The organism is Candidatus Chloroploca mongolica, assembly GCF_004762035.2.
GTDB classification, from domain to species: Bacteria; Chloroflexota; Chloroflexia; order Chloroflexales; family Chloroflexaceae; genus Chloroploca; species Chloroploca mongolica.
Genome location: NZ_SIJK02000002.1, coordinates 41,570 through 67,410, shown reverse-complemented (window position 1 = coordinate 67,410; position 25,841 = coordinate 41,570). Strand labels below are relative to the sequence as shown.

The 25,841-nt window shown below is 59.1% G+C and carries 23 protein-coding genes; 8 read left to right on the top strand and 15 right to left on the bottom strand.

Going from position 1 to position 25,841, the window contains the following annotated elements; all coding sequences use genetic code 11:
• Positions 1 to 94 precede the first annotated feature (94 nt).
• Positions 95 to 2,254 (top strand): PDC sensor domain-containing protein, encoded by a 2,160-nt coding sequence (locus tag EYB53_RS01770; protein ID WP_135476116.1) that lies wholly within the window; start codon positions 95 to 97, stop codon positions 2,252 to 2,254.
• A 79-nt stretch (positions 2,255 to 2,333) separates the two neighbouring features.
• Here EYB53_RS01770 and EYB53_RS01765 read toward each other — a convergent pair whose 3' ends face one another.
• Positions 2,334 to 2,891, bottom strand: coding sequence for a hypothetical protein (locus tag EYB53_RS01765; RefSeq protein ID WP_135476114.1), 558 nt, complete (start codon positions 2,889 to 2,891; stop codon positions 2,334 to 2,336).
• A gap of 195 nt (positions 2,892 to 3,086) precedes the next feature.
• Here EYB53_RS01765 and EYB53_RS01760 point away from each other — a divergent pair, with 195 nt between their 5' ends.
• Both EYB53_RS01760 and EYB53_RS01755 read left to right on the top strand, forming a co-directional pair.
• Positions 3,087 to 3,833, top strand: a complete 747-nt coding sequence (locus EYB53_RS01760; RefSeq protein ID WP_135476111.1) for a M50 family metallopeptidase — start codon at positions 3,087 to 3,089, stop codon at positions 3,831 to 3,833.
• 94 nt (positions 3,834 to 3,927) lie between these two features.
• On the top strand, positions 3,928 to 4,680 hold the full coding sequence (locus tag EYB53_RS01755; RefSeq protein WP_135476109.1) for an SURF1 family protein: 753 nt from the start codon (positions 3,928 to 3,930) through the stop codon (positions 4,678 to 4,680).
• A gap of 303 nt (positions 4,681 to 4,983) precedes the next feature.
• Here EYB53_RS01755 and EYB53_RS01750 read toward each other — a convergent pair whose 3' ends face one another.
• Both EYB53_RS01750 and surE read right to left on the bottom strand, forming a co-directional pair.
• Complete coding sequence (locus tag EYB53_RS01750; protein WP_371879053.1) at positions 4,984 to 5,751, bottom strand: inositol monophosphatase family protein; 768 nt, start codon at positions 5,749 to 5,751, stop codon at positions 4,984 to 4,986.
• An 89-nt stretch (positions 5,752 to 5,840) separates the two neighbouring features.
• Positions 5,841 to 6,668: a 5'/3'-nucleotidase SurE gene (gene surE / locus EYB53_RS01745; protein WP_135476105.1), complete on the bottom strand. Its 828-nt coding sequence runs from the start codon at positions 6,666 to 6,668 to the stop codon at positions 5,841 to 5,843.
• 283 nt (positions 6,669 to 6,951) lie between these two features.
• Here surE and EYB53_RS01740 point away from each other — a divergent pair, with 283 nt between their 5' ends.
• On the top strand, positions 6,952 to 7,662 hold the full coding sequence (locus EYB53_RS01740) for a metal-dependent transcriptional regulator (protein ID WP_135476331.1): 711 nt from the start codon (positions 6,952 to 6,954) through the stop codon (positions 7,660 to 7,662).
• 57 nt (positions 7,663 to 7,719) lie between these two features.
• Here EYB53_RS01740 and EYB53_RS01735 read toward each other — a convergent pair whose 3' ends face one another.
• Together EYB53_RS01735 and EYB53_RS01730 are read right to left on the bottom strand one after the other, a co-directional pair.
• A complete protein-coding gene (locus tag EYB53_RS01735) occupies positions 7,720 to 7,923 on the bottom strand; it encodes a YgaP family membrane protein (protein WP_135476103.1) in 204 nt (67 codons plus the stop codon).
• 133 nt (positions 7,924 to 8,056) lie between these two features.
• Positions 8,057 to 8,737, bottom strand: a complete 681-nt coding sequence (locus EYB53_RS01730; protein ID WP_135476101.1) for a Crp/Fnr family transcriptional regulator — start codon at positions 8,735 to 8,737, stop codon at positions 8,057 to 8,059.
• Positions 8,738 to 8,927: 190 nt separating this feature from the next.
• Here EYB53_RS01730 and EYB53_RS01725 point away from each other — a divergent pair, with 190 nt between their 5' ends.
• The 4 genes from EYB53_RS01725 to EYB53_RS01710 all read left to right on the top strand — a co-directional run bounded on the left by EYB53_RS01725 (position 8,928) and on the right by EYB53_RS01710 (position 12,751).
• On the top strand, positions 8,928 to 10,172 hold the full coding sequence (locus EYB53_RS01725; protein WP_135476099.1) for an ABC transporter permease: 1,245 nt from the start codon (positions 8,928 to 8,930) through the stop codon (positions 10,170 to 10,172).
• A gap of 248 nt (positions 10,173 to 10,420) precedes the next feature.
• On the top strand, positions 10,421 to 10,960 hold the full coding sequence (locus EYB53_RS26195) for an acyltransferase (RefSeq protein WP_371879052.1): 540 nt from the start codon (positions 10,421 to 10,423) through the stop codon (positions 10,958 to 10,960).
• Between the two features lie 4 nt (positions 10,961 to 10,964).
• Positions 10,965 to 11,582 carry a DUF1405 domain-containing protein gene (locus EYB53_RS01715; protein WP_135476097.1) on the top strand — a complete coding sequence of 206 codons (618 nt, stop codon included), beginning with the start codon at positions 10,965 to 10,967 and terminating at the stop codon, positions 11,580 to 11,582.
• A complete protein-coding gene (locus EYB53_RS01710) occupies positions 11,579 to 12,751 on the top strand; it encodes a hypothetical protein (RefSeq protein ID WP_135476095.1) in 1,173 nt (390 codons plus the stop codon). Before EYB53_RS01715 ends, EYB53_RS01710 begins: the two co-directional genes overlap by 4 nt.
• Positions 12,752 to 13,041: 290 nt before the next feature.
• Here the strand turns inward: EYB53_RS01710 and EYB53_RS01705 are convergent, their stop codons facing one another.
• The 10 genes from EYB53_RS01705 to EYB53_RS01660 form a co-directional block, all read right to left on the bottom strand.
• Entirely contained in the window at positions 13,042 to 13,827 is a 786-nt protein-coding gene (locus EYB53_RS01705; protein ID WP_135476093.1) for an IS5 family transposase, read from the bottom strand.
• Between the two features lie 128 nt (positions 13,828 to 13,955).
• Entirely contained in the window at positions 13,956 to 14,681 is a 726-nt protein-coding gene (dhaM, locus tag EYB53_RS01700) for a dihydroxyacetone kinase phosphoryl donor subunit DhaM (RefSeq protein ID WP_135476091.1), read from the bottom strand.
• Positions 14,678 to 15,904, bottom strand: coding sequence for an anaerobic glycerol-3-phosphate dehydrogenase subunit C (locus tag EYB53_RS01695; protein ID WP_135476089.1), 1,227 nt, complete (start codon positions 15,902 to 15,904; stop codon positions 14,678 to 14,680). Before EYB53_RS01695 ends, dhaM begins: the two co-directional genes overlap by 4 nt.
• A gap of 99 nt (positions 15,905 to 16,003) precedes the next feature.
• Positions 16,004 to 17,245 (bottom strand): glycerol-3-phosphate dehydrogenase subunit GlpB, encoded by a 1,242-nt coding sequence (glpB, locus tag EYB53_RS01690; RefSeq protein WP_135476087.1) that lies wholly within the window; start codon positions 17,243 to 17,245, stop codon positions 16,004 to 16,006.
• 4 nt (positions 17,246 to 17,249) lie between these two features.
• On the bottom strand, positions 17,250 to 18,953 hold the full coding sequence (gene glpA / locus EYB53_RS01685; protein WP_135476085.1) for an anaerobic glycerol-3-phosphate dehydrogenase subunit GlpA: 1,704 nt from the start codon (positions 18,951 to 18,953) through the stop codon (positions 17,250 to 17,252).
• 101 nt (positions 18,954 to 19,054) lie between these two features.
• Positions 19,055 to 20,551: a glycerol kinase GlpK gene (glpK, locus tag EYB53_RS01680; protein WP_135476083.1), complete on the bottom strand. Its 1,497-nt coding sequence runs from the start codon at positions 20,549 to 20,551 to the stop codon at positions 19,055 to 19,057.
• Between the two features lie 117 nt (positions 20,552 to 20,668).
• On the bottom strand, positions 20,669 to 21,307 hold the full coding sequence (gene dhaL, locus EYB53_RS01675; RefSeq protein ID WP_135476081.1) for a dihydroxyacetone kinase subunit DhaL: 639 nt from the start codon (positions 21,305 to 21,307) through the stop codon (positions 20,669 to 20,671).
• A gap of 45 nt (positions 21,308 to 21,352) precedes the next feature.
• Positions 21,353 to 22,354, bottom strand: a complete 1,002-nt coding sequence (gene dhaK, locus EYB53_RS01670) for a dihydroxyacetone kinase subunit DhaK (RefSeq protein WP_135476079.1) — start codon at positions 22,352 to 22,354, stop codon at positions 21,353 to 21,355.
• A gap of 24 nt (positions 22,355 to 22,378) precedes the next feature.
• Entirely contained in the window at positions 22,379 to 23,113 is a 735-nt protein-coding gene (locus EYB53_RS01665; RefSeq protein ID WP_135476077.1) for an MIP/aquaporin family protein, read from the bottom strand.
• 488 nt (positions 23,114 to 23,601) lie between these two features.
• Positions 23,602 to 25,491 carry a sigma-54-dependent Fis family transcriptional regulator gene (locus EYB53_RS01660; protein ID WP_135476075.1) on the bottom strand — a complete coding sequence of 630 codons (1,890 nt, stop codon included), beginning with the start codon at positions 25,489 to 25,491 and terminating at the stop codon, positions 23,602 to 23,604.
• Positions 25,492 to 25,841: the final 350 nt, after the last annotated feature.

The following is a 25,841-nucleotide window of genomic DNA, read 5'->3' as shown; positions in this document are numbered from 1 at the left end:
TGCCCTCGACCCTCATCCCCACCCTCACCCCCAGGCAATGGTATACTCTAGCAGGTGCGTTGCAGAAGCGGGTGGTTGTTGATGAGGGTGGCACATGTTTCGTTTGCAGCCCGGTCAGTTTGAGGTGACGCCGTCGCGAGACCCTGCGGTGGCCCGGCGGGTGCGCTGGGTGTTGCTCGGTAGCACGCTGGTGCTGGTCTTGTTGACGCTCTTTCTGGCGATCCGTTTCCTGGTGGTGCGGGCGCAGTTGAGTGCCACTGCACTTGAGACGGCACGCGTTGAGGCGCAGGCGGCGACGACGACGATTGATACGGCGCTGCTGGATGCGCAGGCGCTTGCGGTTGCGCTTGGCGATGATCTTGCGTCGGGGGCGCTTGCCTATGCCGAGGTGCCTGAACGTCTCCAGGCTCTCCTCGCTGCTGAGCCCGAGCTTGATGGGGTTGCAGTGACCTGTGAGCCCTTTGCGTGCGATCCGGCCCTCCGTTTGACCCAGGTCTATGCGTTTCGCGATGCGAATCAGGGCATCGGTCTGCTTGAGGGCGCGACCTATGATTATACGCTGCCACCGCAGGATGAGCCCGGTGCTCCGGCGACGGGTTGGTACTATTATCCGATCCGTGAGGGTGCGCAGTGGAGTGAGCCATTTCTTGCGACGGGCGCGGCCAAGGTGTTGATTGAGTATGGGATGCCTTTTGCTCGGGTTGACCCCGCTGATACTGCGCCCGCCGGGTTGGTGACAGTCGATTTTTCGACCCGGGGGATGCGCCAGTTGATGGCGCGTCTTGAACTCGGGGGCCAAGGCTATGGGTTTATTGTGACGGCTGATGGGACGTTTTTGAGCCACCCTGATGTGCGGTTTGTGGCCCGCCGTTCGATCTTTGACCCGACGAGTGGCTATGATGAAGCGGTGCAGGCGGCGGTTCGCCGTGCGCTCGCCGGTGAGGTGGTTGAGCTTCGGCAGCCTGATGCCGTGACTGGTCGCCAGGCCTGGTTTTTTCTGGTGCCACTCGAGGCGAATGGCGGGGTGGTCGGGGTGGTGATCGATGCCGCTGATATGTTCCCCCCCGCCGAGGCAACGCTCCGCAATTTGGTGGCACTCGGGCTGACCTCGGGTGGTCTCATTGTGCTGCTGACCGCGCTGGTGGTGCGGGTGGAATACGGTGGGCGGCGTGAACTCTGGCTTGTCGCGCTGGTTTTTACCGGGGTCTGTGTCGGGTTGATCGGGTTGACGTGGTGGCTTAGTGCGCTCACCCGTGACCAGGCGAGCCTGGCGCTGACGAGCCGTGCGACGGTTGAGCGGATCGTTGAGCGCTATCGCGAGGGGCTGCATGGCGATGAGCAGCCTTTTGTGGTGCCGACGGGGATTGAGTTGACGGCGTTGCAGTTTCCGACGCCGACGACGGTGACGATCAATGCGATCATCTGGCAGTGGTATGCCGATACAATCCCTGAAGAGGTTGTACGCGGGTTTGCGTTGTACCAGACGATTGGTGAGTTGCTGCCAATTGAGGAGGCAGCACGGGTGCGCGATGGTGATGGCGAGTTGATCGTCTGGCGGATTGGCATTGTGCTGCAGCAACGGTTTGATCCGCTGCGCTTTCCGTTTGATACCCGCAAGGTTGAGGTCTCGTTGCAACCTGCCGAGCTTGATGAGAATGTTATGCTGACCCCTGATCTCGAAGCCTATCCGTTGCTCCGGCCCTCGGCTCTGCCAGGGGTCGATGGGGCGATCTGGCTCAACCAGTGGCAGCTCGAAAACAGTTATTTTACGCTGCGTGAGCGGAAAGAAGGTGCGAGCCTGGGCCTCAGTCGGCGGGCTGACCGGCTTGCTCCGCCCGAACTCTTTTTCACGTTGACGCTGCAGCGCCAGGTGGTTGGTCCCTTCATTGCCTATTTGCTCCCCGGGATGGTGACGCTGGTGCTCGTGTTTGCGTTTTTGATGTCGGATCGCCAGATCAGTGACCGCCAGGATCTTGTGGCAGCGCTCAGTTATGCGGCGGCCCTCTTCTTCGTCATTGCGCTGGCCCATACGGCCTTGCGTGAGAATGTTGCGGCCATTGGCATCACGTATCTCGAACACCTCTATTTGTTGCTCTATCTGGTGGTCGTTGCGGTGATCTTCGATGCCTTTTTGCTGGTGCGTGCGCCAAACCTGCCGCTGATCACCTATGGCGATCACCTGTTGCCCAAGTTGCTCTATTGGCCAGTCTGTGCGTTTGCGATGCTTGTTTCGACGCTGGTTGTCTTTGTTTAAGGCTGACGCCCTAAACCCTATGGTTCTGCTGGCGCAAGCGGCTAGCAAAGCTAGCCGCTTGCGCCAGCAGAACCATGATCTATGCCTCCGCCTCGATGGCTGCCGAAAGAACCCAGCGCCAGCGTTTGGTGTAGTAGACGAGCGCTTGTTGTCCATCAAGGTTGCCGCGCTGCAGGCGGGTGTAGGCGGCGTGATCGATCGAAAACTCGTGGGCACCGACATAGAAATAGTAGCTTGGTGTTTTGTCCTGGCGCACGACGAGGCGCAGCGGGCCACGGGTCTGGGCAAGGCCGCCGTCGCGAAGTGTGCGTTCGAGTTGCCGTCGGTCAAAGAAGATGACCGTCCAGACAAAGCCGTAGAGACAGAGGAAGCCGAAGCTGATCCATCCCCACATCTGGATCAGGGAAAGCCCTTCGGTGAGGGCGGCCAGACCACTGCCAAGGTAGCCGATGATCATAACAAAGATAAAGAAACCCCGCGAGATGCGGATCGTATCCTGATGTTGCTCACGCATGCGTCTTTCTTGTCGCTCGGTGATGCGCCCCTGCTGATTGGCCCGTAGATCAGCAGGGGTGAAGTTAAAACCGGCTTGGAGGGCCGCGTTGGCGGCACCAGGATCAGCTACTTCAGCTTGCATTGTCTGGGGAAGTGGTTGGTCAACGAAGTTTCCCGATGATTTGGCGCAAAGGTTGTTGCGACCGCATCAGATGGACATAGTCTACCTGATGTGCATACCTTTTGGCAAGGTAGAGAGCCTGCAACATCCTTGTAATGCGCGGCGTCTTTGTTATATCATGAAGGTGTGCCTACAGGTTCGCACGAGGAAGATGCAATGCAAGCACCTGGTATTCAGCCATCGTCAGTCGCTCGTCCATCGAGCACGATCCCGCTGCTGGCTGCGGTCGGCGCGTTTGCCCTGAGCTGGCTTGGCCCGCTGGCGTTTCCGTTTCGGTTGTTGACGACGATTATTCACGAGTTGGGGCACGGGTTGGCTGCGTTGCTCACCGGGGGGACTTTTGTGCGCTTTGTGGTCTTTCCTGATGGATCAGGTCTGGCATACACCGCCGGCGGCATCCCGTGGTTGATTATTCCGGCGGGCTATCTTGGGACAGCCTTTTTTGGGGCGGTGCTGATCATGGTCGGGCGGAGTCCACGGGCAAGCCGGATTGCCCTCGGGATCATTGGCGCGGTGCTTGTCCTGCTTACCCTGCGTTACGCCTTGCCGTCAGTCTTTAGCGTCCATATCCTGAGCGGGTTCCTAACATTGGGCGCAGGGCTGGCGTTGGGGGCGGCGCTGCTCGGGGTCGCCTGGAAAGCGACGCTTCCGTGGGCGCTTGGTCTCTTGAACCTGCTCGCCTTCTGGATCGGCCTGAGTGCCCTGAGTGACCTGCGCGTGCTCTTCCAGCTCAGCACCAGCGCGGGCATGGGAAGCATGACGGACGCGCATGCCATGGCGCAGATCACCTTTCTTCCCGCCGCCTTCTGGGCAATCCTCTGGGTCGTGATCGCGCTGGCAGCCCTGGGCAGTGCTTTCTGGTACACCTGGATCCGCCCCCGGGCCCTTCCAGGGCTACGCTGAAAATGGGGGAACCACGTTCCCCCATTTTCAGCGTAGCCCTACGTGCTCATCCCTGACGCTGGAATGGTATTCTACTGCGCGGTATACTGTACCTATGCATATACATCCTTTGCTCCGTGGCGCATGGATCCCGAAACATCTCTTTGCGCTCACGATCTTTATCACCCTCGTAAGCCTCGGTATCTGGCAGTTGCTACGCCTCGAGGAACGCCGTAGTGCCAACGCCGAACGCATTGCCTTGCTGGATCAGGCTCCCCTGACCATCACCGGTACGGAACCCGATCTCGCAGCGCTGATCGGCCGCAAAGTACGGCTCACCGGAACCTATCGCAATGAAGAGAGTGTCGTCCTCAGAGGGCGGCGCTCAGACAGTGGGGTTGATGGAGTCCACTTGCTCACCCCATTCCAACTGAGCGGCAGCGAAGCGGCCATTCTTGTTGACCGGGGCTGGCTGCCGAGTAACCAGCGGAGTCCGAGTGACCTGGCGGGCTATGCGGTCGCTCGCGAAGTCACGCTCGAAGGATTCGCCTGGGCACCGCAGGTACGCCCAGACTCGCCGCTCGCCCCACGCGACTTGCCCTTGCCAGGTGAAACACGGATTGACGCATGGGTACGCGTTGATGTTCCAGGCCTCCAGCAACAGGTCGGGCTTCCACTGCTCCCACTCTACATCGAAGTCCTCCCCAATGCTGACGCAGCCTCCCTTCCGCGCCCACCCGATCCCCGCCAACTCGACGACGGGCCACACCTCGGCTACGCCCTGCAATGGTTCACCTTTGCCGGGATGATGATCGTGGTCTACACCATTTTGATGCGCCAGGAATTGCAGCGCTACGCTCCAACATAAACGCCTGCAGCCTCCGACACCGTCAGCGTGCGTGAGGGGCAGGGCCGATGGGTTCCGATACCTTCACCGTGTGAGGGGCAGGGCCGATGGAGCCCGGCACCGTCAGCGTGCGTGAGGGGCAGGGCCGATGGTGCCCGACACCGTCAGCGTGCGTGAGGGGCAGGGCCGATGGTGCCCGACACCGTCAGCGTGCGTGCGAGGCAGGGCCGATGGAGCCCGACACCTTCACCGTGTGAGGGGCAGGGCCGATGGTGCCCGGCCCCTTCACCGTGTGTGAGGGGCTTGGGCCGTAGGCCCAGCCCCTCACACACATGCAATATACCCAAGGAGTTTATCGATCAACTGGGGCGGGGCCAGGACAATCGGCTCGGGCAGGCGGTGCTGCACCAATAGCGCCGGCACATCAACTGGCGCACCACTGAGGCCCGTTACCACCGCACCAGCGGCACGCAGAATCGCAAAGCCCGCTGCCAGATCCCAGAGGTTCGCACGCCCGATCAACGAGCCAAGCGAACTCCCACGGGCAACATAACAACAATCAGCAGCGACACTGCTCAACACCCGGGTTTTGCCAGGAAAACAGAGCCGAAATTGGCGATGCACATGCGATGAAACGCTCATCCAGTCGTTGGGATCAATCGAGGTTGCCTGACTGACGGTGATCGGCAACTCGTTGCGAAACGCGGGGCCAGTGGCATCAGCCCAGTAGCAATCACCAAGAATCGGCAACAAAATGACGCCGAGGTAGGGTTGACCATGGCGCAGCAACCCGACCGAGACACACCAGGTCGGCAGGCCCGCCACAAACGCCCCCGTGCCATCAATCGGATCAAGGCACCAGACATACTCGCGATCAGTGTCCCCGCTCCCATGCTCTTCGCCAATAATGCCATGATCAGGATACCGAGCCGTAATGCGCTCACGCAACATATGCTCAATCTCAAGATCCGCCTGGGTCACCAGGCTCAGGTCAGCTTTCCGCTGGGCCTGCACATTATTAAAGTAACTCATCGCAAGGACGCCAGCTTCAGCCACCCACTCACGTACTGCATCGATGGCAATCTCACTCACAGCGCGCTCACTTTCAGGCATGCCTTTATGCGAAGGGAAGGTTCCAGGCTCCTTGATCGTTCAGGGCGCTGCACCGCGCCTTGATACGCTCAAGCTGTGCTCTGACTCCTGTCCCTTGTCTCAGATGTCAAGTCTTGCAGCGCAGCCGACAGATCGAAACAGGCTGCCGTTGTCGGGGTCAAGGGTGTGACCGAAATATACCCCTCGCGAACCGCGCCATCGTCGCTCGAAGGGGCAAACGCAGGCACCCGCTCACGCACAAACCGTATGCCGAGATGACGCTCTTCGGGAGCATCAACAGGCACTGCGGCATCCAATTCAACAACATCCCCATAGAAAAAAGCCGACAACTCTGTCTGGCGAAAACCACGTACGTCAGCCAGGTCATGCACGTGGGGCACATTGACATTCAGCACAAGTGGCCCCTGACCACGGACACGCTCAAGCAACGGAAACGTCTGCACCGCCGCCCACGTCGCGGTTGCCCAGGGCATCGGTGCATCACCGATGAACATCTGCGAAACCGCGAGAGCGGGGATACCCCAGAAGGCCGCAAACATCGCTGCGCCAACCGTACCACTCAGCAAGACATTGGTACCGGTATTGAGCCCCCGGTTGATCCCCGAAACGACGACGTCAGGGACACCACCAGGGAAAGCCCGTACCCCAGCGAGCACACAACCGACTGGCGTGCTATTCACGGTATAAGCCGCAATCCCAGCGTAGTCAGGGTCAAGGGGTTGGGCAGGCTTCATCGTCAACTCGCGCTGCATCGGCAACGCCATACTCGTCCCGCTCTGCTCAACCTCAGGGGCCACAATCGTGACGGTACCCAACCCGGCATCACGCAGTGCCGCAGCGAGCATCCACAAACCGACGCTCGCGATGCCATCATCATTCACCACCAGTATCTGCATTGCCCTCCGCTCCTTCTGGTGAAGAAAAAACAAAACGCACGCCAAGGTAGCACCTCGGCGTGACCCTCTTCCTATAATACCGCGTTCTGTCTGCAAGCGCTACTATTGCCTCAAAGAGATCGGCATGTTATACTAAAAGTAGTTTGAAGCCGAAACACTACAGCGTGAGCGATCCCTCCGCTCTGGCGACCGGCATCGATCCAGGCGAGATATAGTCGATCCTCAGATGAGTCAGGTATTCGGCACGCACCGCTGGAAGGAAGCAATTATGGGAGATGCTGCGATGGCGAAACGTGCACACCAGCGCACGCGCACGTTAGCCAGTTCTGGCGGGCCGACTGATAAAGAGCGCGACTATCTCGAGATCATTTATGCGCTCACCCAGAGTGATGAGCCCGTCATTGCCGCTTCACTCGGGCGTCGGCTTGGCGTCCAGCCGCCCACGGTGAGTCACGCGGTGCAACAACTGGTTGACAAGGGCTTCATTCTGCGTGACGAACGCAACCAGATCACCCTCACGAGCCAGGGCCAGACCCTTGCCAAAGAAATTGTCCAGCGCCAGCGGGTGCTTGAACACTTTCTCGCGAGTGTGGTTGGCATACCCTGGCATCTGCTCTATGTTGAAGCCGCCCGCCTTGAGCGCGTGCTCTCGCCCATCTTGGCCGAGCGTGTCTTTAGCCTCGTTGGGCCAGTCACTACCTGCCCGCACGGTAACCCCATCCCAGGGCGCAGCCAGACCTATGTTGGCAACGTACGGCTTGATACGGCCACCGTGGGTACCATGTTTACGATCCAGCGCATTGCCGAAGAAGCTGAAGCTCAGGTTGATCTGATGCGTTACCTCGAACTCAACAGCCTCACCCCCGGAACCCAGTGTTTCATCCCCGACACTTCACCGGTCTATGGCGTCACCTTACGTCGCTGCAACCAGAATATCACCATCTCCCCCGAGGTAGCCGCCGTCGTCTGGGGTGACAGTGCGCTGATTACCTGAACAAACTTCTTGTTGTTCCGTTTTGGCGGCTTTGCCGCCAAAACGGAACAACAAAACTTATTTACGCGGGCCGGTGCGAATGCCGAAAGGCAGGTAGAGCGGGCAGAAACTGATCACACTCGTTGCGACAAAGACCACGGCCAGGATGCCGAGGATGATTGCCAGCCAACCGCTAATCTGACCAGTGACAATTAAGAGCCCAACAACAACCGCTAGCGCGACCCGAATCCCACGATCAATCGTTCCCATATTCTGCTGCATCAACGTGCTCCTTCTCTTTCATATGCTTGTGTGTACGAGTATACACCCACGCATCCTCGTCTGTCAGTGACAATGTCACCGAAGGAAGCCCAATGCCACAGATTCGTTAGCCTTGCGCCAAGCCTATCCTTCCTCAATTTGCCTCAGTTCGTTCGGCCAACGCCTGGCGATCCAGGATTGTCACACTCCCCCGCGCAACCCGCACCAGACGGTCGTCAACGAAATCGGCCAGAATGCGACTAACGACCTCACGCGAGGTGCCAAGTTCGACCGCAATCTGTTGATGGGTAAGGCTGAGCGTTGCCTGCATCGAGTCGCTTCCCCGTAATAAAAACTGCGCAATGCGCACATCAAGACGCCGAAAGGCAATCTCATCAACCACGGCCATCACGGTCGACAACCGTTGCGCAATCAGTTGAAAGACATAGGCCCGCCACGCGGGATACGTATCCATCCATCCCTGAAAACTCGTCTGCGGAATAACAAAAGCCTCGACCACCTGCTCAACCGTCGCAATGGCTGGAAACTGGCGTTCGCTGAGCAAGCAACTTGCCGTCAGAATGCAACTTTCACCACGGGCCAGCCGATAAAGCGTCAGCTCGCGCCCGGTCTCCCCGATCTTAAAGACCCGCACCTGCCCACTCAGCAGAATAGAAAACGACGTACAGGCATCGCCTTCGCTAAAGATCGTGGCCCCCTCAGGCAACCGCATCAGCATCGCTTCATGGCGAAACGCACGGGTGATTGCTGCGTCTGGATGGGCCAGAAAGGGTAGAAGCGCAACCGCTTCAGTCCATTGAGCCTCGGTAATCATGCGTCTCGTTTTCTTTCTTCAATACCAATGAGTAGTTTGGGGAAAATCCTCGTATGGTAGTGCGGGCTTCCAGCTTGCGTGCGGGCAGCAAGCCCGCGCTACCATACGGCTATCACCCCACGCATGCTTGCTGCTGATCTCATGGTATCATAACACCAGCACCGCTTCTGCACCGAAAGGATCACAGGTCATGCCAGAGCGTCGTCGGGGCGTGACACGGCGTCAGGTTATCGCCGTCGGGTTTACCCTTCTGGGTCTGCTCATCGTTCTTGGGAACTTCTCTGAACTCGGCGTTCAGCCCGCAGTTACGACGAGGCTCACCTTTGGGGTACCTAATCTCGTTCTCGAATTGCCGACAGCGTTGTCGCTGATTCTGATCGGGGTAGTTTGGCTTATCGCCGGGGTTGCTGCGCTTGTGCCGCGGCTTGATCGTCTGGGCAACTGGGGGCTCTGGAGTGGGGTTGCCCTGATTTTGCCGGCAATTTTGATCTGGGCTGCGGCGGGTAAGCAGACCAATGCGGCAAGCCTGGTTGGTGAGTCGTTACGCCTCGCGACCCCGATTGCCCTTGGTGCGCTGGCCGGGATTTATGCCGAGCGTTCGGGGGTTATCAATATTGCGATCGAAGGGATGATGTTGACCGGCGCGGCTTTTGGCTTTGCCGCATTTGCCTTTACGGGGAACATTTGGTTTGGCGTGGCTACTGCCGTGATGCTCGGCTCGGTGATGGCTCTGATCCATGGGGTACTATCGATCAGCCTGCGCACCGATCAGATTATCAGTGGCACCGTCATCAATATCCTGGCGATTGGCGTCACCGGGTATTTGCGACGCCAGTTCATTGTTGACTCAAGTGGGGGGCGTGTCACGTTGCCGCAAATTTCGATTCCGTTGCTCAGCGAGATCCCAATCATTGGCCCCCTCTTCTTTGTGGGCAGGCCGATCTTCTTTACTATGATTCTGCTGGTACTCCTCACGCATGTGGTTCTCTTTTATACGCGCTGGGGCCTCCGCATGCGTGCCGTTGGGGAGAATCCGAAAGCGGCAGATACCGTGGGGATTAACGTGATCCGGACGCGCTATCTCAACCTGGCCCTCAGTGGAGCGATTGCCGGGCTTGGTGGGGCCTGGTTTTCGCTTGAAACAGTCGGCAGTTTTGATGATGGCATGACGGCGGGCAAAGGCTTCATTGCGCTTGCCGCGATGATCTTTGGTAAATGGACCCCCTTCGGGGCCTTTGGGGGGGCCTCACTCTTTGGTTTTTCTGAGGCTCTCGGGATCAGGTTTCAGATTTTGAATGTCGAGTTATTCGATGTCCCTGTCCCAACCCAATTCTTGCAGTTGTTGCCGTACCTCGTCACGATGGTTGTACTCGCTGGTCTGATTGGCCGCGCCGTTGGTCCCGCTGCGGTCGGCAAACCCTACGACAAACAATAGCGAAGCAAAGGGGATCGGTCGGCCCGGCGCCTGAGATGCTTCGCTGCGCTCAGCATAACAAGGTCGCGAGCCGGGAGGGCAGGCGAACCACCCGCGCTTTCAGGAAAGCAAGAAAACGTCGTTCACACACTACTGAGGGGCTACTGCCCTGCAACCCCGGGACTTTGCTGAGCGAACTTCTCGGGGGCCGCAGACCCCAACCCTACAACTAGGCCGACGTTTGATTCAGCGAATATGAGGAGTTCTGTGTGAGCGACGAGGAGTTCTGTGTGAGCGACGATGAAGCAAGCGAGAAGCAACAAGGGCGCAAGACTCGCCTCAAAATTTCGGCCTCACCTGGGCCACACAATGCACTCTGGTATTATCGGCAGCTAACCGGGGGCTATGCACGTGTTACTCGCAATGCGATGTTGATCCAACTGGCCCGGTATCTCCCCTGGATGCCCGTGAAAAATATGCTCTACCGCCAAATCGGGATGCGTGTCGCCCCGCATGCCTCGGTAGGGTTGATGGTGATGTTCGATATCTTCTTTCCCGAGGATGTGACCCTCGGCGAGGATTGCATCATTGGCTATAATTCAACCATTCTTTGCCACGAGGTTACCCGTCACGCCTGGCGCCGTGGGCCCGTGGTGATCGGTCGTGATGTCACGATCGGGGCCAACTGTACCATTTTGCCGGGGGTCGTCATCGGCGATGGGGCCACCGTGTCGGCGATGAGCCTGGTCAATCGCGATGTTCCGCCGGGTGCGTTTGTTGGTGGGATTCCAATTCGCCCTTTACGTTAGCACTATGCAACACTTTTTACGCCTGCTCGAGTGGATTTTAGCGCTCATTTTACGTCAGCCGCTGCTCTTCTGGGCAGCGATGGGGGCCAACCTGGTCGGGGTGGTCTGGGGGGGCTGGATCTGGTACGGGCCACAACTGGCGGCTGCGCCCTGGTGGGCGTGGCTCTTTATTCCCGACTGCCCTGCGGCGGCACTCTGGGCCACCATCGCCTTTCTTGGGCTACGCTACGGGCGCGCCTGGGGCTGGTTCAACGCGTTTGCTGCCTTTGCCTGCATCAAATACGGCCTCTGGACGCTCGCTTTCTGGCTCCGCCACTGGTCAGTTGTCGGTGCGTTTGAGCCGCTCGAAGTCATGCTCTTCGTCTCGCACATGGGGCTCACCGCCGAGGGCGTGCTGCTGGCCCTCCGCATTGGTTCGCTGAGGCTGCCTGTCCGCCTGAGCATCATCGGCTGGTTTGCCCTCTCGATCTGGGTTGATTATGGCCTGGGGCACCATCCCCCGCTCACCTACGCTGTGCCAGTTGCGTTTGTCTTCTGGGTTGCAACAGGCCTGACCACGCTGCTCGGCATGGCCCTGCTGCTCCTCCCCACGCGCCTGGAGGTATTAGAGAAGAAGCTATGAGCGAATATCAGTACTATGAGTTCCAAGCCGTTGACCGCCCTCTCACCGCCGAACAGAAGGCTGCGATGCGCAAACTCTCCAGTCGCGTGGAACTGAGTGCAACGCAGGCGGTTTTCAACTACGCGTATAGCGACTTTCGTGGTGAGCCGTTGAAGGTGCTTGAGCAACACTTTGATGCGTTGCTCTATATTGCCAATTGGGGTTCCAAGCAATTGGCGTTTCGTTTTCCCAAAAACGCCCTTGATCCTGAACAACTTCAGCCCTATCTACTCGATGCCGAGGAGAGTTGTTCCGCAGAGGTAGCCGTAACGGCGACCCACGTGCTGCTCAACCTGAAACTGAATGAGGAAGAGGGCTATGGTTGGATCGAAGGCGAAGGTTTGCTTGATCCCTTGGTGCCGCTCCGTGAGGCGCTGCTGCAAGGTGATCTGCGCGCACTCTATCTCTACTGGCTCCGCGCTGCCAACGAGCGGGCCGGGTGGGTCATGGAAGAGGAAGAAGACGAAGAAGATGAAGACGACAATGTTGCCGAGCCTCTGGTTGAGCCACCTGTCCCTGCGGGGCTAGGCCAACTCGATGAAGCGCTGCAGGCGTTGGTCGAGTTCTTCGAGATCGATCGTGATCTCATCGCCGCCGCCGCCGAGCAGAGTCCAGCGCTGACGGCCAACGAAGAACCCCTCGCCGCATGGATTCCGCTGTTACCCGAAGAGGAACGCAATGCCTTCCTGTTGCGCGTGGTGCAGGGCGAAGCTCATGTTGGGGTGGCCCTGTGCCGTCGCCTCCGCGAGGTGGGCCGTGCCTCCAGCATGGCGGTGCGCATTGGGCCGCAACGCACCTTCGCTGAACTCCAAGCTATCGCTGAAGTCCAGCGCTCACGGCGCATTCAGCGCGAACGCGAAGCAGCAGCGCAGGCACGGCTCGCACGGCTCGACGCCCTCGCTCAGCGCGAGGATGCGCTCTGGGAACAGATTGCAATCTTGCTTGCCAAGCGTACGGCAAGCAGCTACGAAGAGAGTGTGGGGTACCTAGTCGAGCTTCGCGAACTGGCGATCCATCAGCAGAAGCGGGCGGCATTTGACGCAAAACTGGCCGACGTCATTGCCCCATATGCAAAGTCTACCGCGTTGCAGCGACGGCTCCAAGAGAAGCGCCTTCTGCCATCACCGTAAACGCATCGCCTCCTGGTTTGCGAAGCTTACCTGCGTGGCCTGATTCTGTCGGCAAAGGCCGACTTCGCTCTCGGGAGCCGCACGCGGAGTGCCGACTTCAGTTGGCTGAGCGGAAGCCGACTGAAGTCGGCACTCCAAGGCATGTTTCAGAATCGGGCCTTCCAGCTTGACCGTTTGGTAGCACCGGCTTCCAGCCGGTGGGGCTTCCTGACCGGCTGGAAGCCGGTGCTACCTTCGCTGCGAACGATCAAGCTCGTTTGAAACATGTCTAAGAAGCTGTCTGAAAAGGGTCATGCGGCCAACCGCCGGAGCATCACGCGGGTCATGGCAAGGTAGATCATCGCCTCGCTCGTGGCTGGCAGAACCTCGTAGTCCTTGCTTAAGCGGCGGCACTGGGTCAGCCACGCGAAGGTTCGTTCCACAACCCAGCGCTTTGGGAGCACCAAGAAACCTTTCTTCCCATCTGTGCGCAGGACGGGCTGCAGGACGAACCGCCGCTGTGCGATGACCCAATCGACGAGTTTCCCTCGATACGTGCCATCAACCCAGATGCGCCGCAGCTTTTTCCCGGCACCCCCAAGCCGGGAAAAGAGCACGCGTGCTCCTGCGGGATCAGACATCGAAGCCGCCGTCACCACCACGATGATGAGCAACCCCATCGTATCAACCAGGATATGTCGTTTCCGCCCCATGACCTTTTTTCCCGCATCGTAGCCCCGTTCGCCGGGGATCTGCGTCGTCTTGACGCTTTGACTGTCGAGACACCCGGCGGTTGGATGCTTGTGGCGTCCAGCCTTCTGCCGCACCTGTGCCCGCAGCGTGTCGTGAATCCGCTGCCAAGTACCATTATCACGCCAGGTACGAAAATAATGGTAGACGGTCTTCCAGTTCGGATACTCTTTCGGTAACAGGCGCCATTGGATGCCACTCACGACGACGTACAGGATACCGTTCATGACCTGGCGCATATCCAGGCTCCGTGGGCGTCCGCCAGGTTTCGCGGCAGGGATCAGATCTTTGATACAATTCCACTGGCGGTTCGTGAGGTCGGTTGCGTAGGTTTGGTTCTTTTTCATACCCCAAGTGTACGCGATTCGGCCCCATAGCCGCCATTTCACCCCCTTTTCAGACAGCCTCTAAGGCGCAAAGATGCGTATAGCGCTCCATCAAACCTTCGCGCCTCTGCGCCTTTGCGTCAAAATTGCTACGCCTCGCCAAAATTCCCTTCAACCAGGCGGGTCAAGGCGGCAATCGCTTCGGCAGCGTCGTCGCCTTCGGCACGGATGTAGAGGCGCTGGTTGGTCGAGACGCCGATCTTCATAATATCGAGCATTGCTTTGGCATTGCCTTCAGGTCGCTCGGGGCGGTCGAGGTTGCGCACCCGCACGGTGCTGGTAAACTTGGCCGCCTGTTGCACAAAACTGGCTGCTGGACGCATGTGCAGACCGTGCATATGGTGCACAATGAGGGTCGTTTCGGCGCTGTTCGTGGCCGGCTCAGGCTCCGCTACGGTTGCCTTTGCGGGCACCAACGCAGGCGTATGCTCAGGGATATTCTTCGACTCGAGCGCCCGCATCGCTGCCGTCGCCACGCGCGCCAGATTGGCACCGGGATGCAAGGCTTCCACTGCCGCCATCAGCGCTCCTTCAACGAGCGGCGCACCACTCAAGAGAAACGGCAGACCACTCATTTCAAGGCTGATCTCGGCGCTCATCACGGCGCTACCCATATCCACCAGGGCAAGCACCCCATCCGTGCCCTGAAGCGTCTCGAGCGCCGCGTTGATGAGATCAACCGATGTTCCAAGCTGACCGTCGTGCGTACCGCCAGCGGCGGCAATCGGCACCTTGCCCTGCGCCATCTGCCCGGCAAGTTCTTTGACCCCCTGGGCGATCGCGGCACTGTGTGAGATAATAAGCAAGCCAATCATAGTTCAAGACCATATGCTTCGGCGAGGATTTCAATCGGGTGTTTGCTGGTAACTCCGGTAGCGTGGGTAATCTGCCAGCGGCAGGTCTCACTGTCACAAAGCGCCAGATCGGAGCCAGAGCGTTTGACCATGTCAAAGAGCTTCGCGCCTACGTCCATGCCAATCTGATACTTCTCTTTCTTCAAGCCGTAGGTTCCGGCAATGCCGCAGCACTCGGCATGACTCTCTTCGAGCACCAGACCAGGGATGAGGCTCAGGACATCCATCGCGGGGCTGCCGAGGCGATGCGCCCGGTACTGGCACGGCTGGTGATAGGGCAGATGCCGTTCGATTGGGCGAAAGTCCGTCTTCAATTCGCCCCGTTCGGCCAGGCTACGCAGGAACTCAAAGATGTCGTAGGTTCCCGCCGCGACGGCCTGGACATCTTCGCTGTGCAACGCCAGAATCTCGGGGGCCTCTTCTTTGAGGGTCAGCGTACAACTGGTGCTCGTGCCGACAATCGGGATTCCCTGGCGGGCATAGCTTACCAGGGCCTGAACATTGGCTTCGTGGGCGCTAGTGGCCGCCTTGAAGTCTCCATTCGAGATCAGGGGCAGGCCACAGCACTGCTGTTTCGGCAGCAATACCTCGAAGCCGTTGTGCTCGAGCACGGCGATGGCTGCTTTGCCAACATGCGGCTCATAGAAATTGGTTGCACAGCCATGGAAGAAGGCAACCTGACGCCGCGCCGTCGCCGGGGCGCGATGCTTGCGGAACCACGCACGGAAGGTGTAGGTGCTCGACGCCGGCAGCGGGGCTTTGCGATGAATGCCAATCACCTTCTCGACGGCCCAGCGCGCTGGTGATAATCTGAGGCCGAAATTGAGCAGCGGCGCATGCGGCCCACAACTCATTCTTCCGACCAGTCCCGCCCGCGCCACCAGCCAGTTGCGCAAAGGCAAACCACGTTCAGCAACGATCTGCGCTCGCGCCCGTGCATTTAACTCGGCAATCTTGACCCCCGTGGGGCAGACTTGATTGCACACGCGGCAACCTGAGCAGTAATCGACCGAAGCATCGGGCACCGGCTGTCCCTCGTGGCGAAACCGCTGGGCCTGCGGGCCAACATACTTTGGCCCCGGAAAGGCATCCGTGACCGCAGCCACAGGACATGCCGAAGTGCAGATATTGCATTTGATGCAGTGATCGAGCGACTGCGTAAGAGAGAGTTCAATATGATCCATTGCGTACGCCTATCTATGAGCTTTCATTGCCATGTCGGGAAGGTGCGTCAATGACGCACGTGCCCCAGACACTCCATGATCCATCCAAAATCCGACGTCTCACAGTTGCCCGGCGGCAAAACCAGTGGCAAGCGCAATGCCTTCAAGGCAGCCTTCCCGAATAGGGTCACAGTCAGCCAGCGCCGACCCCACCACGGCAACATTGGTATAGACAATCTGGTCAGCCGCATCAAGCGGGCGCAATTGTGCATCAACGGCAATCCCCGCACGGAAGACTGGGTGCCCTGCTTCATCGAGAAAACGGGCCTGGAACCAATCGCTACGGCCCGAGGGAGTCCGCACCGGCAAACCGAGGGCCGTTTCGCTGATCACCCCGGTATGTTCCGCCCGCAGACCACCGCCCATGATGCCGCCGGTTGCCAGCACCCACCGACGCGCCATATGGCGCTGTTCACGCGACGCCGCTTCGCTGAAGACAGCGTGAAGATGTGAACCTGAGCCTTCACCACGTAAAACCCAGCCACCGATCTGGATGCGCGCACCGGCCTTCGTCAACGCCTGCTCAAAGGCATGGAAGAGCCGCATCCCCGGCACCGAGGTTGGCAAGGTTGGAATTTCAAAGATCAGCGCTCCAGTGAGCGCTTGCAATTCGCGGACTACCTCGACGGCGTTGTACAACCCGAGCACCGCCGGCAAGCCGACGCGGGCATAGCCACCCTTGCGCACCAGGGTCGCCAGTTGCCGCCCGATCTCAGCCCGAAACGCCGGGCGCTCAAAGAGACGCGCCATCACCACCGGGTTAAAGTCGTGTGAACGTTCCACCGGAGGCAACTCAAGATAGACGCCCTCGGCGGCGTAGCCCTGGGCACGCAGGTTCGCCGCAATCAAGGGCGGAAAAAAATCACGAAGCTCGTGCAGGCCGGCAATCAAGATTGGACGGCCATCGCCGAGTTGGCGCGCTTCGCCGTTGACCATGGTTGCGGGCACAAATGCGGTCGGACGCAACGCACCTAGCGCCGTCGGCATCAAGAGGTTCCGTCCGGCATTGCCGACCAGCGGATACCCGGCAGCCTCGGCCACACCGCGTACCCGTGCGAGGGCCTGCTCGAGCGCAGCTACACCGGCCAGGGCATAGGGGTGTGCAGGCCTGGCTTGCACCAGTTGATTAATGGCCCCAAGCGGATCATCAGCATCGGCGAGCAGATCAAGGCATCCAGCCGCCCAGTGGGTGCTTCCATGCCCTTTGGCAAGCATCATCACCCGCTCGCCGCGTTCGGCCCGCACGAGGGCAGCCAGCATTCCAGCGAGGCCCGCCCCAATTACGATCGTCTCATAGTTCATAGCACTACGCCTTCACATACTCGGTTGCGACTGCGGGATTATCGGTCACTAGGCCACCGCCCTGCTCGGCGATCGGGCGCAGCCGATCCGCCCCGAGCACGCCAACGTAGATCAATTCATCGAGGCGCGCCTGCCGCAACTGATCCCCCCAGAGCACCGGCACCAGGCCTTTCCACCGCGCCTGCAAGAAGTGCAACAGGGCATCATTGCTGTTGGCTTGACTGAGCCCATCCTGACCACGGCGCTCAAAGAGCAGCGCTGTCGTACGATAGATGCACCAGCCACCCTGGCACGGCCCCATGCCCATCCGTACATCGCGGCGAATATCATCAAGATTCTTGGCCCCGGCATCAATTGCCGCCAGCACCCGCGACCGCGAGGCCATTTCGCATTCACAGATCAGATCGGCAAAACTCTGCTCGCGCTCGACCTCGGCCAGGTGCTTGCCCAGCCAGTAGAGCGGGGCGTGCTGCAGTGCTTCAACCTCGGCGGCAACGCTCGCCCCGGGGCCAGTCGTGCGTACCGGCGGGCGAAAGGTCGTCTGATGTTCAGTCGGCGGCAGCGGCAGCGGCTCCTCGGCGGTACGACAGGGTCGCGTATTGCCCAGGCGTTTTGCAAGCGCATCAACCGACTCTTCCGCCATCAGGCGATAGGTTGTCCATTTGCCGCCAACAATCGAGAGCATCCCCTCGACGCCGTCGCGCTCGGCATGATCGAGCAATTTGAAGGTGCGTGGGATATCGCGATCGTTGGCTACATCGCGGTCTTTGTAGAGGGGCCGCACGCCGGCCCATGCGCGCAACGCCCGGTACTGGCTAAAACCGGGGATCAGTTTGTCACCCTCAGCAAGCATAAACTGGATCTCATCAGGCTCGATGCCATAGACATCGGGATCAGGCACATGCACATCAGTCGTCCCGATCACCGCCACGGTATGGATCGGCACAATGATGTCGCCATCGTCGGGCAATTTGCACCGATTGACCACCGTATTGAGCATACGATGGTTCATTGCCACCATCGTCCCCTTGCCCGGCAGCACCGTCACCGTCACGCCGGCCATGGAGGCAATCTTGCCGGCCCACGCCCCGGCTGCATTGAGCACACATGCGCACAGAATGCCAATCCGCTCGCCGTTGCGCAGATCCTCCACGACCGCCCCGGTCACGCGATCACCCTCGCGTACCAGATCGACCACATGGTGATAGGTCCAGATCTGAGCGCCATACTCCTCTGCCGACAATGCCGTTGAGCGGGTGGCAAGAAACGAGTCAGCCGAACCATCCATCACCTCAAAGACACGCGAAATTCGTGGATTGAGCACCGGCTCGCGGCGCAACATCGCTTGAACCGAAATCTCTTGCACGGGGACACCGGTGAGGCGGCAATTTTTCACAAACACATCGCCATACGCCGGGTCATCCCAGGGGGTCGTCACAAAAAAGCCAGAGGTGTCCTCAAGACAATGAGGCATAATTTTGCGCAACACAACATTTTCGCGGGCACACTCGGTCGCAGACTGGGGATCTTTCGTGACATAACGTCCACCCGAATGGAGCAGACCGTGGTAGCGTCCGGTCGTTCCGTGGGTCAAATCACCCTTCTCAACCAGGATCGTCCGCATACCACGCATCGCCAGGTCACGCGCACACCCTGTTCCTGTTGCCCCGCCACCGATCACCAGCACATCAGTCTCAATCGTTCGCATACGTTTTTCCTGGCGTTCTGGAAAAAGAGGCTTGCGCCCCACCCTCCGGCGCGATCAGCATGGGGTACGCCAGGCACACCTGGCGCACCCCACGCACCTGCTTACTCGATCCAGTCGAAGGTACGGGTTACGGCCTTCTTCCACTGTGCAAAGAGCGTATCACGCTGATCGGTGCCCATCTGGGGTTCCCAACGCTTATCCATGCCCCAGTTGGCCCGCATCTCATCGGTATTCTTCCAATAGCCCGTCGCGAGGCCAGCCGCATACGCCGCCCCGAGCGCCGTCGTCTCGGCGACCATCGGGCGCACGACCGGCACGCCGAGGATATCGGCCTGGAACTGCATCAACAGATTGTTGTAGACCATGCCACCGTCAACCTTCAGTTCCTTGAGCGTCACACCCGAGTCCTTCTCCATCGCATCAAGGACTTCGCGGGTCTGATAGGCCGTCGACTCGAGCACGGCCCGGGCGATATGGCCCTTGTTGATAAAGCGGGTCAGACCAACCATGACGCCACGGGCATCCGAGCGCCAGTAGGGGGCAAAGAGCCCCGAGAAGGCTGGCACAATATACATACCGCCATTGTCTTTGACGGTACGTGCCAGATTTTCGACATCGGGGGCGGTATTGATCATCCCAAGGTTATCGCGCATCCACTGCACAAGCGAGCCCGTGACCGCAATCGAACCCTCAAGCGCCCAGATCGCTGGCTCATTGCCAAACTTATAGGCTGGCGTCGTCAACAGACCACTCTTGGAGTGAACAAGACTCGTGCCGGTATTGAGCAACATAAAGTTGCCGGTACCATACGTATTCTTGGCTTCGCCGGGGCTATAGCAGGCCTGGCCCACCGTCGCCGCCTGCTGGTCACCGAGAATACCCGCCAGTGGCACCCCACTGAGCACGCCTCGGCAATCACCATAGACCTCGCTGGACGACCGGATCTGCGGGAGCATCGAGCGTGGAACACCCATAATCCCGAGGATCTCATCGTCCCAATCGAGCGTCTCCATGTTCATCAACATGGTTCGCGACGCATTCGAGACATCGGTAATATGGAGACCGCCCTCGACCCCGCCGGTGAGATTCCATGCTACCCAGGTATCAATATTGCCAAAAGCGAGCTCGCCGGCTTCGGCGGCAGCGCGGGCACCCTCAACATTGTCAAGGATCCAGCGGATCTTCGGACCCGAAAAATAGGTTGCCAGGGGCAGCCCAACCTTCGCCCGGAAACGATTCTGGCCGCCATCCTTCGCAAACAGATTGACCAGTTGATCGGTACGGGTATCCTGCCAGACGATCGCATTGTAGACTGGCTTGCCCGTCTTGCGATTCCAGACCACCGTCGTCTCACGCTGATTGGTAATGCCAACGGCAGCAAGATCGCTCGCCGCTAGCGAGGCCTTCTCGAGCACCCCAATAATCACGCCCTGCGTGCGCTGCCAGATCTCATCAGGATCGTGCTCAACCCAACCGGGCTGCGGAAAGATCTGCGTATGCTCACGCTGATCGACATTCACGACCTTGCCATCGTACGTAAAGATCATACACCGCGTACTCGTCGTCCCCTGGTCAATTGCAGCGACATACTTTGTCATACGAAAAGACTCCTTTGTCTATCGTCTGGCCACACAAAGCCAGACCAGTTTGTAATTAGGGAGGGCAGCAGGTGCCTTCAGCCGTAGCGACGACCCCTGCACGCCCTCCTCTGCATACTATTGTGAAGCTTCCAGCACCTCAAGAAGCGCCTGGGCCATCAGAAACGCCGAGGTTGCCCCGGGGTCTTGATGCCCGATCGAGCGCTCGCCGAGGTACGACGCACGACCCTTGGTGGCGAGCATCGGAATGGTCGCCTCCATCCCGGCCTGACAGGCCGCGACAGCCTTGCGCAACGACGTCAGCAGATCATCACCAGCAGCGCGTGCCGCTTTCAGCGCATCAACCGCCGGCCCGATCGCATCAATCATCGTCTTTTCACCCCGTGTCGACTTGCCACGCGCCTGAATACCCTCAAGCGCCGCCTCGACGACAACCGCGAGATCATCCACGCTCAACTCGAAGCGATCAGCCGAAGCCATGCCTGCACGCAGAAACGCCGTCCCATAGAGCGGGCCACTCGCCCCTCCCACCGTCGAGACCAGCGTCGTGCCAACGGTCTTGAGGATCGTCCCAATATCCTTATCCGCGACACTCGGCAACTTCGTCAACACGGTCGTAAAACCGCGATCAAGGTTTACACCATGATCGGCATCACCAATCGCCGAGTCGAGTTGGGTGAGATAGTCGCGTTGTTCTTTCACGCGCATGGTAATCGTTTCGATGAACTTGATGACGTGATCGGCTGTGATCTGCATGGCTACCTCTACATTACAGTTGTTGTGGCCCGACGAATGCTGGCGTTAACATCCCCAACGGAGGGCAGGAGTCAACACGGGGGCATCCCAGAATTTCGTTAACTCATCATCCAGCTTGAGCAAAGTAAACGAGCAGCCGGCCATCTCAAGCGAGGTGATATAGCTCCCTATGAGCCTGCGGCTTATCGTGATTCCGTGGCTTGTCAGGATCTTATTCAACTCGTTATACATCAGATAGAGCTCGATCAGCGGCGTGCCACCCATGCCATTGACAAACGCCAGCACATGGTCGCCTTGCTTGAACGGCAGATCCTCAAGAATCGGCCCGGCCAGCATCGCGGCGATATCGGCGGCATGGCCCACTTTCACCCGCGTACGACCTGGCTCACCGTGAATGCCAATGCCAATCTCCATCTCATCGTCGGGCAGATCGAAGGTTGGCTTGCCAGCGTGAGGCACTACGCAACTCGTAAGCGCCATGCCCATGCTACGCCCGTGGGCGTTGACCTTCTCGGCAAGGCGTTTGACCTCGGCCAGATCGGCCCCGGCCTCGGCCGCACCACCGACAATCTTCTCCATTAGCACCGTCACGCCAACCCCACGCCGTCCTGCGGTATAGAGACTATCTTTGACTGCCACATCATCATTCGTCACCACACTGGCAACCTCAATGCCCTCGGCTGCCGCCAGTTCAGCGGCCATCTCGAAGTTCATCACGTCGCCGGTATAGTTCTTGACAATATGCAGGACACCCTTGCCCGCACTGACCGCCTTGGTTGCCGCGAGCATCTGATCGGGCACCGGCGAGGTAAAGACCGCACCGGGGCATGCGGCATCAAGCATCCCCTTGCCCACAAAACCACCGTGCATAGGCTCGTGGCCCGAACCACCACCCGACACCAGCCCAACCTTATTCGCAACCGGCGCATCAGCGCGCACAATGATGTCAGGGTCGTAATGCACCTTCAGCAGATCGGCATGGGCATCGGCCATGCCTGCCAGCGCCTCTTTGACCACCTGCTCAGGTGCATTGATCAACTTCTTCATTGAAGATCTCCTCTTGCAACGTCGTTACATTCCCAACGCCATCGCCAGCACAGCGGCAATCACCCCACCAATCAGCGGGCCAACCACAGGCACCCATGAATAGGCCCAATCCGAGTCGCCCTTGCCAGCAATCGGCAGGATCGCATGAGCAATGCGCGGACCCAAGTCACGCGCCGGGTTAATCGCGTATCCCGTCGGACCACCAAGCGAGAGGCCAATGCCCCACACAAGCGCAGCCACAAGATACGGGCCAACACCTGAAGCAGGCGAACCGGCCGTTGCACCGTTGGCGCTGAAGATCGCAAAAATCACAAAAACGAGGACAAACGTGCCAATGACTTCAGTGACGACATTCATGCCGGGGTTGCGAATCGCTGGCCCCGTGCTAAAACAAGCCAACTTGGAACCTGGATCTTTGGTCACCGCCCAGTGCGGCAGATAGGCCACCCAGACCAGCGTCGCCCCAATGATGGCACCAATCACCTGTGCGACCATGTGCAGCAGGCCAGTCATTACATCGTACCCGCCACGCACCATCACAGCAATCGTGACAGCAGGGTTCAGATCAGCCCCGGGGCTACCAAGCGCAGCAGCGGTAAAGACACCGGACATAACAGCAAAAGCCCAGCCAGCAGTAATCACAATCCAGCCAGCACTATTGCCTTTGGTCTGGGTCAAGACCACGTTCGCAACCACACCGTTGCCGAGCAAAACCAGGATCATTGTCCCAAAGAGTTCACCCACAAACGAGGAGGGCATAGGTTCTGTCCTTCTTCTATGAAACACGAAAACCAGCGACTGTGCGAATCATCGTTGATACAAGACAGCGCCGAGCAAAGCAATGCATTGCCCTGGCAAGGCCGACACGCCACACGGTGACCATCACGGTCAACCTACGACCAGTGGATTTTCACCCCCTCTCGGACATGCAGTTGACAGCTTTTTGGGTATCGCAAAGCTAGCTCCGATCACACTGATCGGTGACGCAGAAAAGGTCACTCGCACGTTCGTGCAACGAGACAAGCGGAAGGAAAATCATTGCAACTATCCTCTCTGTGCAGAGAGGGTGTTGCTGAGAAGCAGGAGAAGATGCCGCTCGTCGTTGAGTTGCAAGAGATAGCCAGCTTTGATGTACCAGGATGTGCCTGACAGAGGCAAGCATAGCAGATTGGCACTAGCAACGTCAAGCATGTGCACAGTGTAGTTATCCTGAAAATCGTTTCATTATTGCAACAACATGTTGCACTTTATTTCACAAAGCCTGTCCAGAAATCATCACGGGCGAGGCCATAGCGGGTCATTTTGCGCCAGAGCGTCGCCCGACTGATACCAAGCAGTGCTGCGGTACGTCCGAGATGGCCGCTGGCCTGACGTCCGGCCCGCAGAATAGCATCACGCTCGCTAAAGCGGTTATGTTCCTCAAGCCGTGCGATCGGCGGAATGTCGAGGGGCACGGCCCCTCGCGCAATGCCTGGCGGCAGATCATCAAGGGTCAGCACACTCTTCTCGCTACTCGACAGCGCACGTTCAAGCACCAATTCAAGCTCGCGCACATTGCCAGGCCAGGGATAGACCTGCAACGCCTGCAACGCCTCGGGTTCGAGCGCCACCTGCCGCCCCAGGCGCTCACCAAGCAACCCCAGCAGATGCGTCACCAGTAACAGCAGATCATCACCGCGTTCGCGTAGCGGAGGGATTACCACTTCCAGGGTAGACAGACGCGCCAGCAGATCGGCACGAAAGCGCCCTTCATAGACATGGCGTTCGAGATCACTGCCAGCCGTTGCAATAATGCGCACATCAATCGGCACCACCCGGACACTGCCGCTGCGCATCATGCGTCGCATCTCAATCGCCCGCAGCAGGCCCGTCTGCAACTCCATCGGCAGGGCCTCAACATCTTCCAGATAGAGCACCCCCCCCTGGGCGAGTTCGATTTTACCGGGACGGCCCTGATGGCGGACATCAAGCGGATCGCCCTCGACGCCAAACAATTCACCAGCGAGCAGCGGCCGTGGCACCGCAGCACAATTCAAGCCCACAAATGGCCCATCGGCACGTGAACTCGCATTGTGGATCGCCTGCGCAAGCACCTCTTTGCCAACGCCCGCCTCACCACGGAGCAAAATGCTCCCCGAGCCATTCGCCGCCAGATGCGCCTGATGCAACGTTGCCAACATCGCCGGACTCTGCCCAATGATATCGCGAAAGGTAAAGCGTGCCTCAGCCCCGACGACCCGATGCACGAGGCGATGCAGACTCTGCGTGGGGCGCAGCGTCACCAGCGCCCCCAGGTAACGCCCGCCATAATCATGCACAGGACGCAACGCGCAGACCAGACCGCTGACCCCCTTACGCACCGGCCAGAGCACCTCTTGCTCGACAAGTTCACTCCGTTCCTGCAAGGCCTGATAGACAAGCGGTGGCGGACTCAGCACCGTCACAAACGGACGTCCGGCCACACTCCGCACACTCACCCCCAGCAGACCGGCGGCGTGGCTATTGATGCGACGGATCTCTTCATGGGGGCCAACAAAGATCACCCCCTCACTCATCGCCTCGAGCGCCGCATAGAGTTCGGCCAATTGATCATTGGCCTCAGCGAGCAACTGTTCAGCCCTCAACTGATTCTGCAAGGCCTGCGCAGTCGCAATCGCCATGCCCAGCGCATAGGGATGCGCATCCGGGGCGCCCATCAAGAGCGCGATTACCCCCACAGGATCGCCCTCGGCACGAAAGAAAGGAGCGGCGGCGAAGGCAAGGGGGCGCAACTGCAGATGATAATGCTCCTCGCCCACCGTCCAGAGCGGTTGCGCCTCACGCAGTGCCAGATCGACCGCATTTGTGCCTGCGACCGTTTCTTCTAACTGGACAAGTGGGCGCACGCCACACTGCAACGCCAGCTCAAGCAACGCGGGATCACCGGAAAGATCAACAACACAAGCTGACGCATCAGCGAGCAACACCGCAAACCCGGGGCGCTCGATCAACTGGTACAAATCCTCAATCGAGGAACGCGCCAGGGCCAACAGCTGCTGTTGGTGCGCATCCAGCGCCTCTTGCCTAGTCAGGGGTTGATCCACGCCCTGCCCACGGGCAATACACCGTTGCCACGCATGACGAAGAAGCGGTATCATTTTTCTTCATCCTTACATTAATGACGAGACCGTCAAGATTATTGTACTGCATCAACGCGAGGGCAACAGCCCTCGTGTTGATGCGCATAGGGTTGCCCCGCCAGGCATTTTGCTCACGCTGGTCGGTTGAGCGCCTACGGCGCTCAACCGACCAGCACCATTTGTACTGTTGCAACATTGCCCCGGTTTATGGTACAATTGCGTTCAATTCCAGTGTAACAAATTCACAAGATACCCTGGCCGCGAGCGCCACTTTATCAGCCTTGTTTGCTGAAGTCATCCCATTGGGTTCGTTGCGGTGATGGAGCGTTGATACAGTTTCAACACCTGAACACCGCGTAGAGCATATG

Excerpts from the sequence above, each read along its gene's own strand:
- EYB53_RS01770 (WP_135476116.1), top strand. The coding sequence starts at position 95 with ATGTTTCGTTTGCAGCCCGGTCAGTTTGAGGTGACGCCGTCGCGAGAC.
- EYB53_RS01765 (WP_135476114.1), bottom strand. The coding sequence starts at position 2,891 with ATGCAAGCTGAAGTAGCTGATCCTGGTGCCGCCAACGCGGCCCTCCAA.
- EYB53_RS01760 (WP_135476111.1), top strand. The coding sequence starts at position 3,087 with ATGCAAGCACCTGGTATTCAGCCATCGTCAGTCGCTCGTCCATCGAGC.
- EYB53_RS01755 (WP_135476109.1), top strand. The coding sequence starts at position 3,928 with ATGCATATACATCCTTTGCTCCGTGGCGCATGGATCCCGAAACATCTC.
- surE (WP_135476105.1), bottom strand. The coding sequence starts at position 6,668 with ATGCAGATACTGGTGGTGAATGATGATGGCATCGCGAGCGTCGGTTTG.
- EYB53_RS01740 (WP_135476331.1), top strand. The coding sequence starts at position 6,952 with ATGGCGAAACGTGCACACCAGCGCACGCGCACGTTAGCCAGTTCTGGC.
- EYB53_RS01735 (WP_135476103.1), bottom strand. The coding sequence starts at position 7,923 with ATGCAGCAGAATATGGGAACGATTGATCGTGGGATTCGGGTCGCGCTA.
- EYB53_RS01730 (WP_135476101.1), bottom strand. The coding sequence starts at position 8,737 with ATGATTACCGAGGCTCAATGGACTGAAGCGGTTGCGCTTCTACCCTTT.
- EYB53_RS01725 (WP_135476099.1), top strand. The coding sequence starts at position 8,928 with ATGCCAGAGCGTCGTCGGGGCGTGACACGGCGTCAGGTTATCGCCGTC.
- EYB53_RS01715 (WP_135476097.1), top strand. The coding sequence starts at position 10,965 with ATGCAACACTTTTTACGCCTGCTCGAGTGGATTTTAGCGCTCATTTTA.
- EYB53_RS01710 (WP_135476095.1), top strand. The coding sequence starts at position 11,579 with ATGAGCGAATATCAGTACTATGAGTTCCAAGCCGTTGACCGCCCTCTC.
- EYB53_RS01705 (WP_135476093.1), bottom strand. The coding sequence starts at position 13,827 with ATGAAAAAGAACCAAACCTACGCAACCGACCTCACGAACCGCCAGTGG.
- dhaM (WP_135476091.1), bottom strand. The coding sequence starts at position 14,681 with ATGATTGGCTTGCTTATTATCTCACACAGTGCCGCGATCGCCCAGGGG.
- EYB53_RS01695 (WP_135476089.1), bottom strand. The coding sequence starts at position 15,904 with ATGGATCATATTGAACTCTCTCTTACGCAGTCGCTCGATCACTGCATC.
- glpB (WP_135476087.1), bottom strand. The coding sequence starts at position 17,245 with ATGAACTATGAGACGATCGTAATTGGGGCGGGCCTCGCTGGAATGCTG.
- glpA (WP_135476085.1), bottom strand. The coding sequence starts at position 18,953 with ATGCGAACGATTGAGACTGATGTGCTGGTGATCGGTGGCGGGGCAACA.
- glpK (WP_135476083.1), bottom strand. The coding sequence starts at position 20,551 with ATGACAAAGTATGTCGCTGCAATTGACCAGGGGACGACGAGTACGCGG.
- dhaL (WP_135476081.1), bottom strand. The coding sequence starts at position 21,307 with ATGCAGATCACAGCCGATCACGTCATCAAGTTCATCGAAACGATTACC.
- dhaK (WP_135476079.1), bottom strand. The coding sequence starts at position 22,354 with ATGAAGAAGTTGATCAATGCACCTGAGCAGGTGGTCAAAGAGGCGCTG.
- EYB53_RS01665 (WP_135476077.1), bottom strand. The coding sequence starts at position 23,113 with ATGCCCTCCTCGTTTGTGGGTGAACTCTTTGGGACAATGATCCTGGTT.
- EYB53_RS01660 (WP_135476075.1), bottom strand. The coding sequence starts at position 25,491 with ATGATACCGCTTCTTCGTCATGCGTGGCAACGGTGTATTGCCCGTGGG.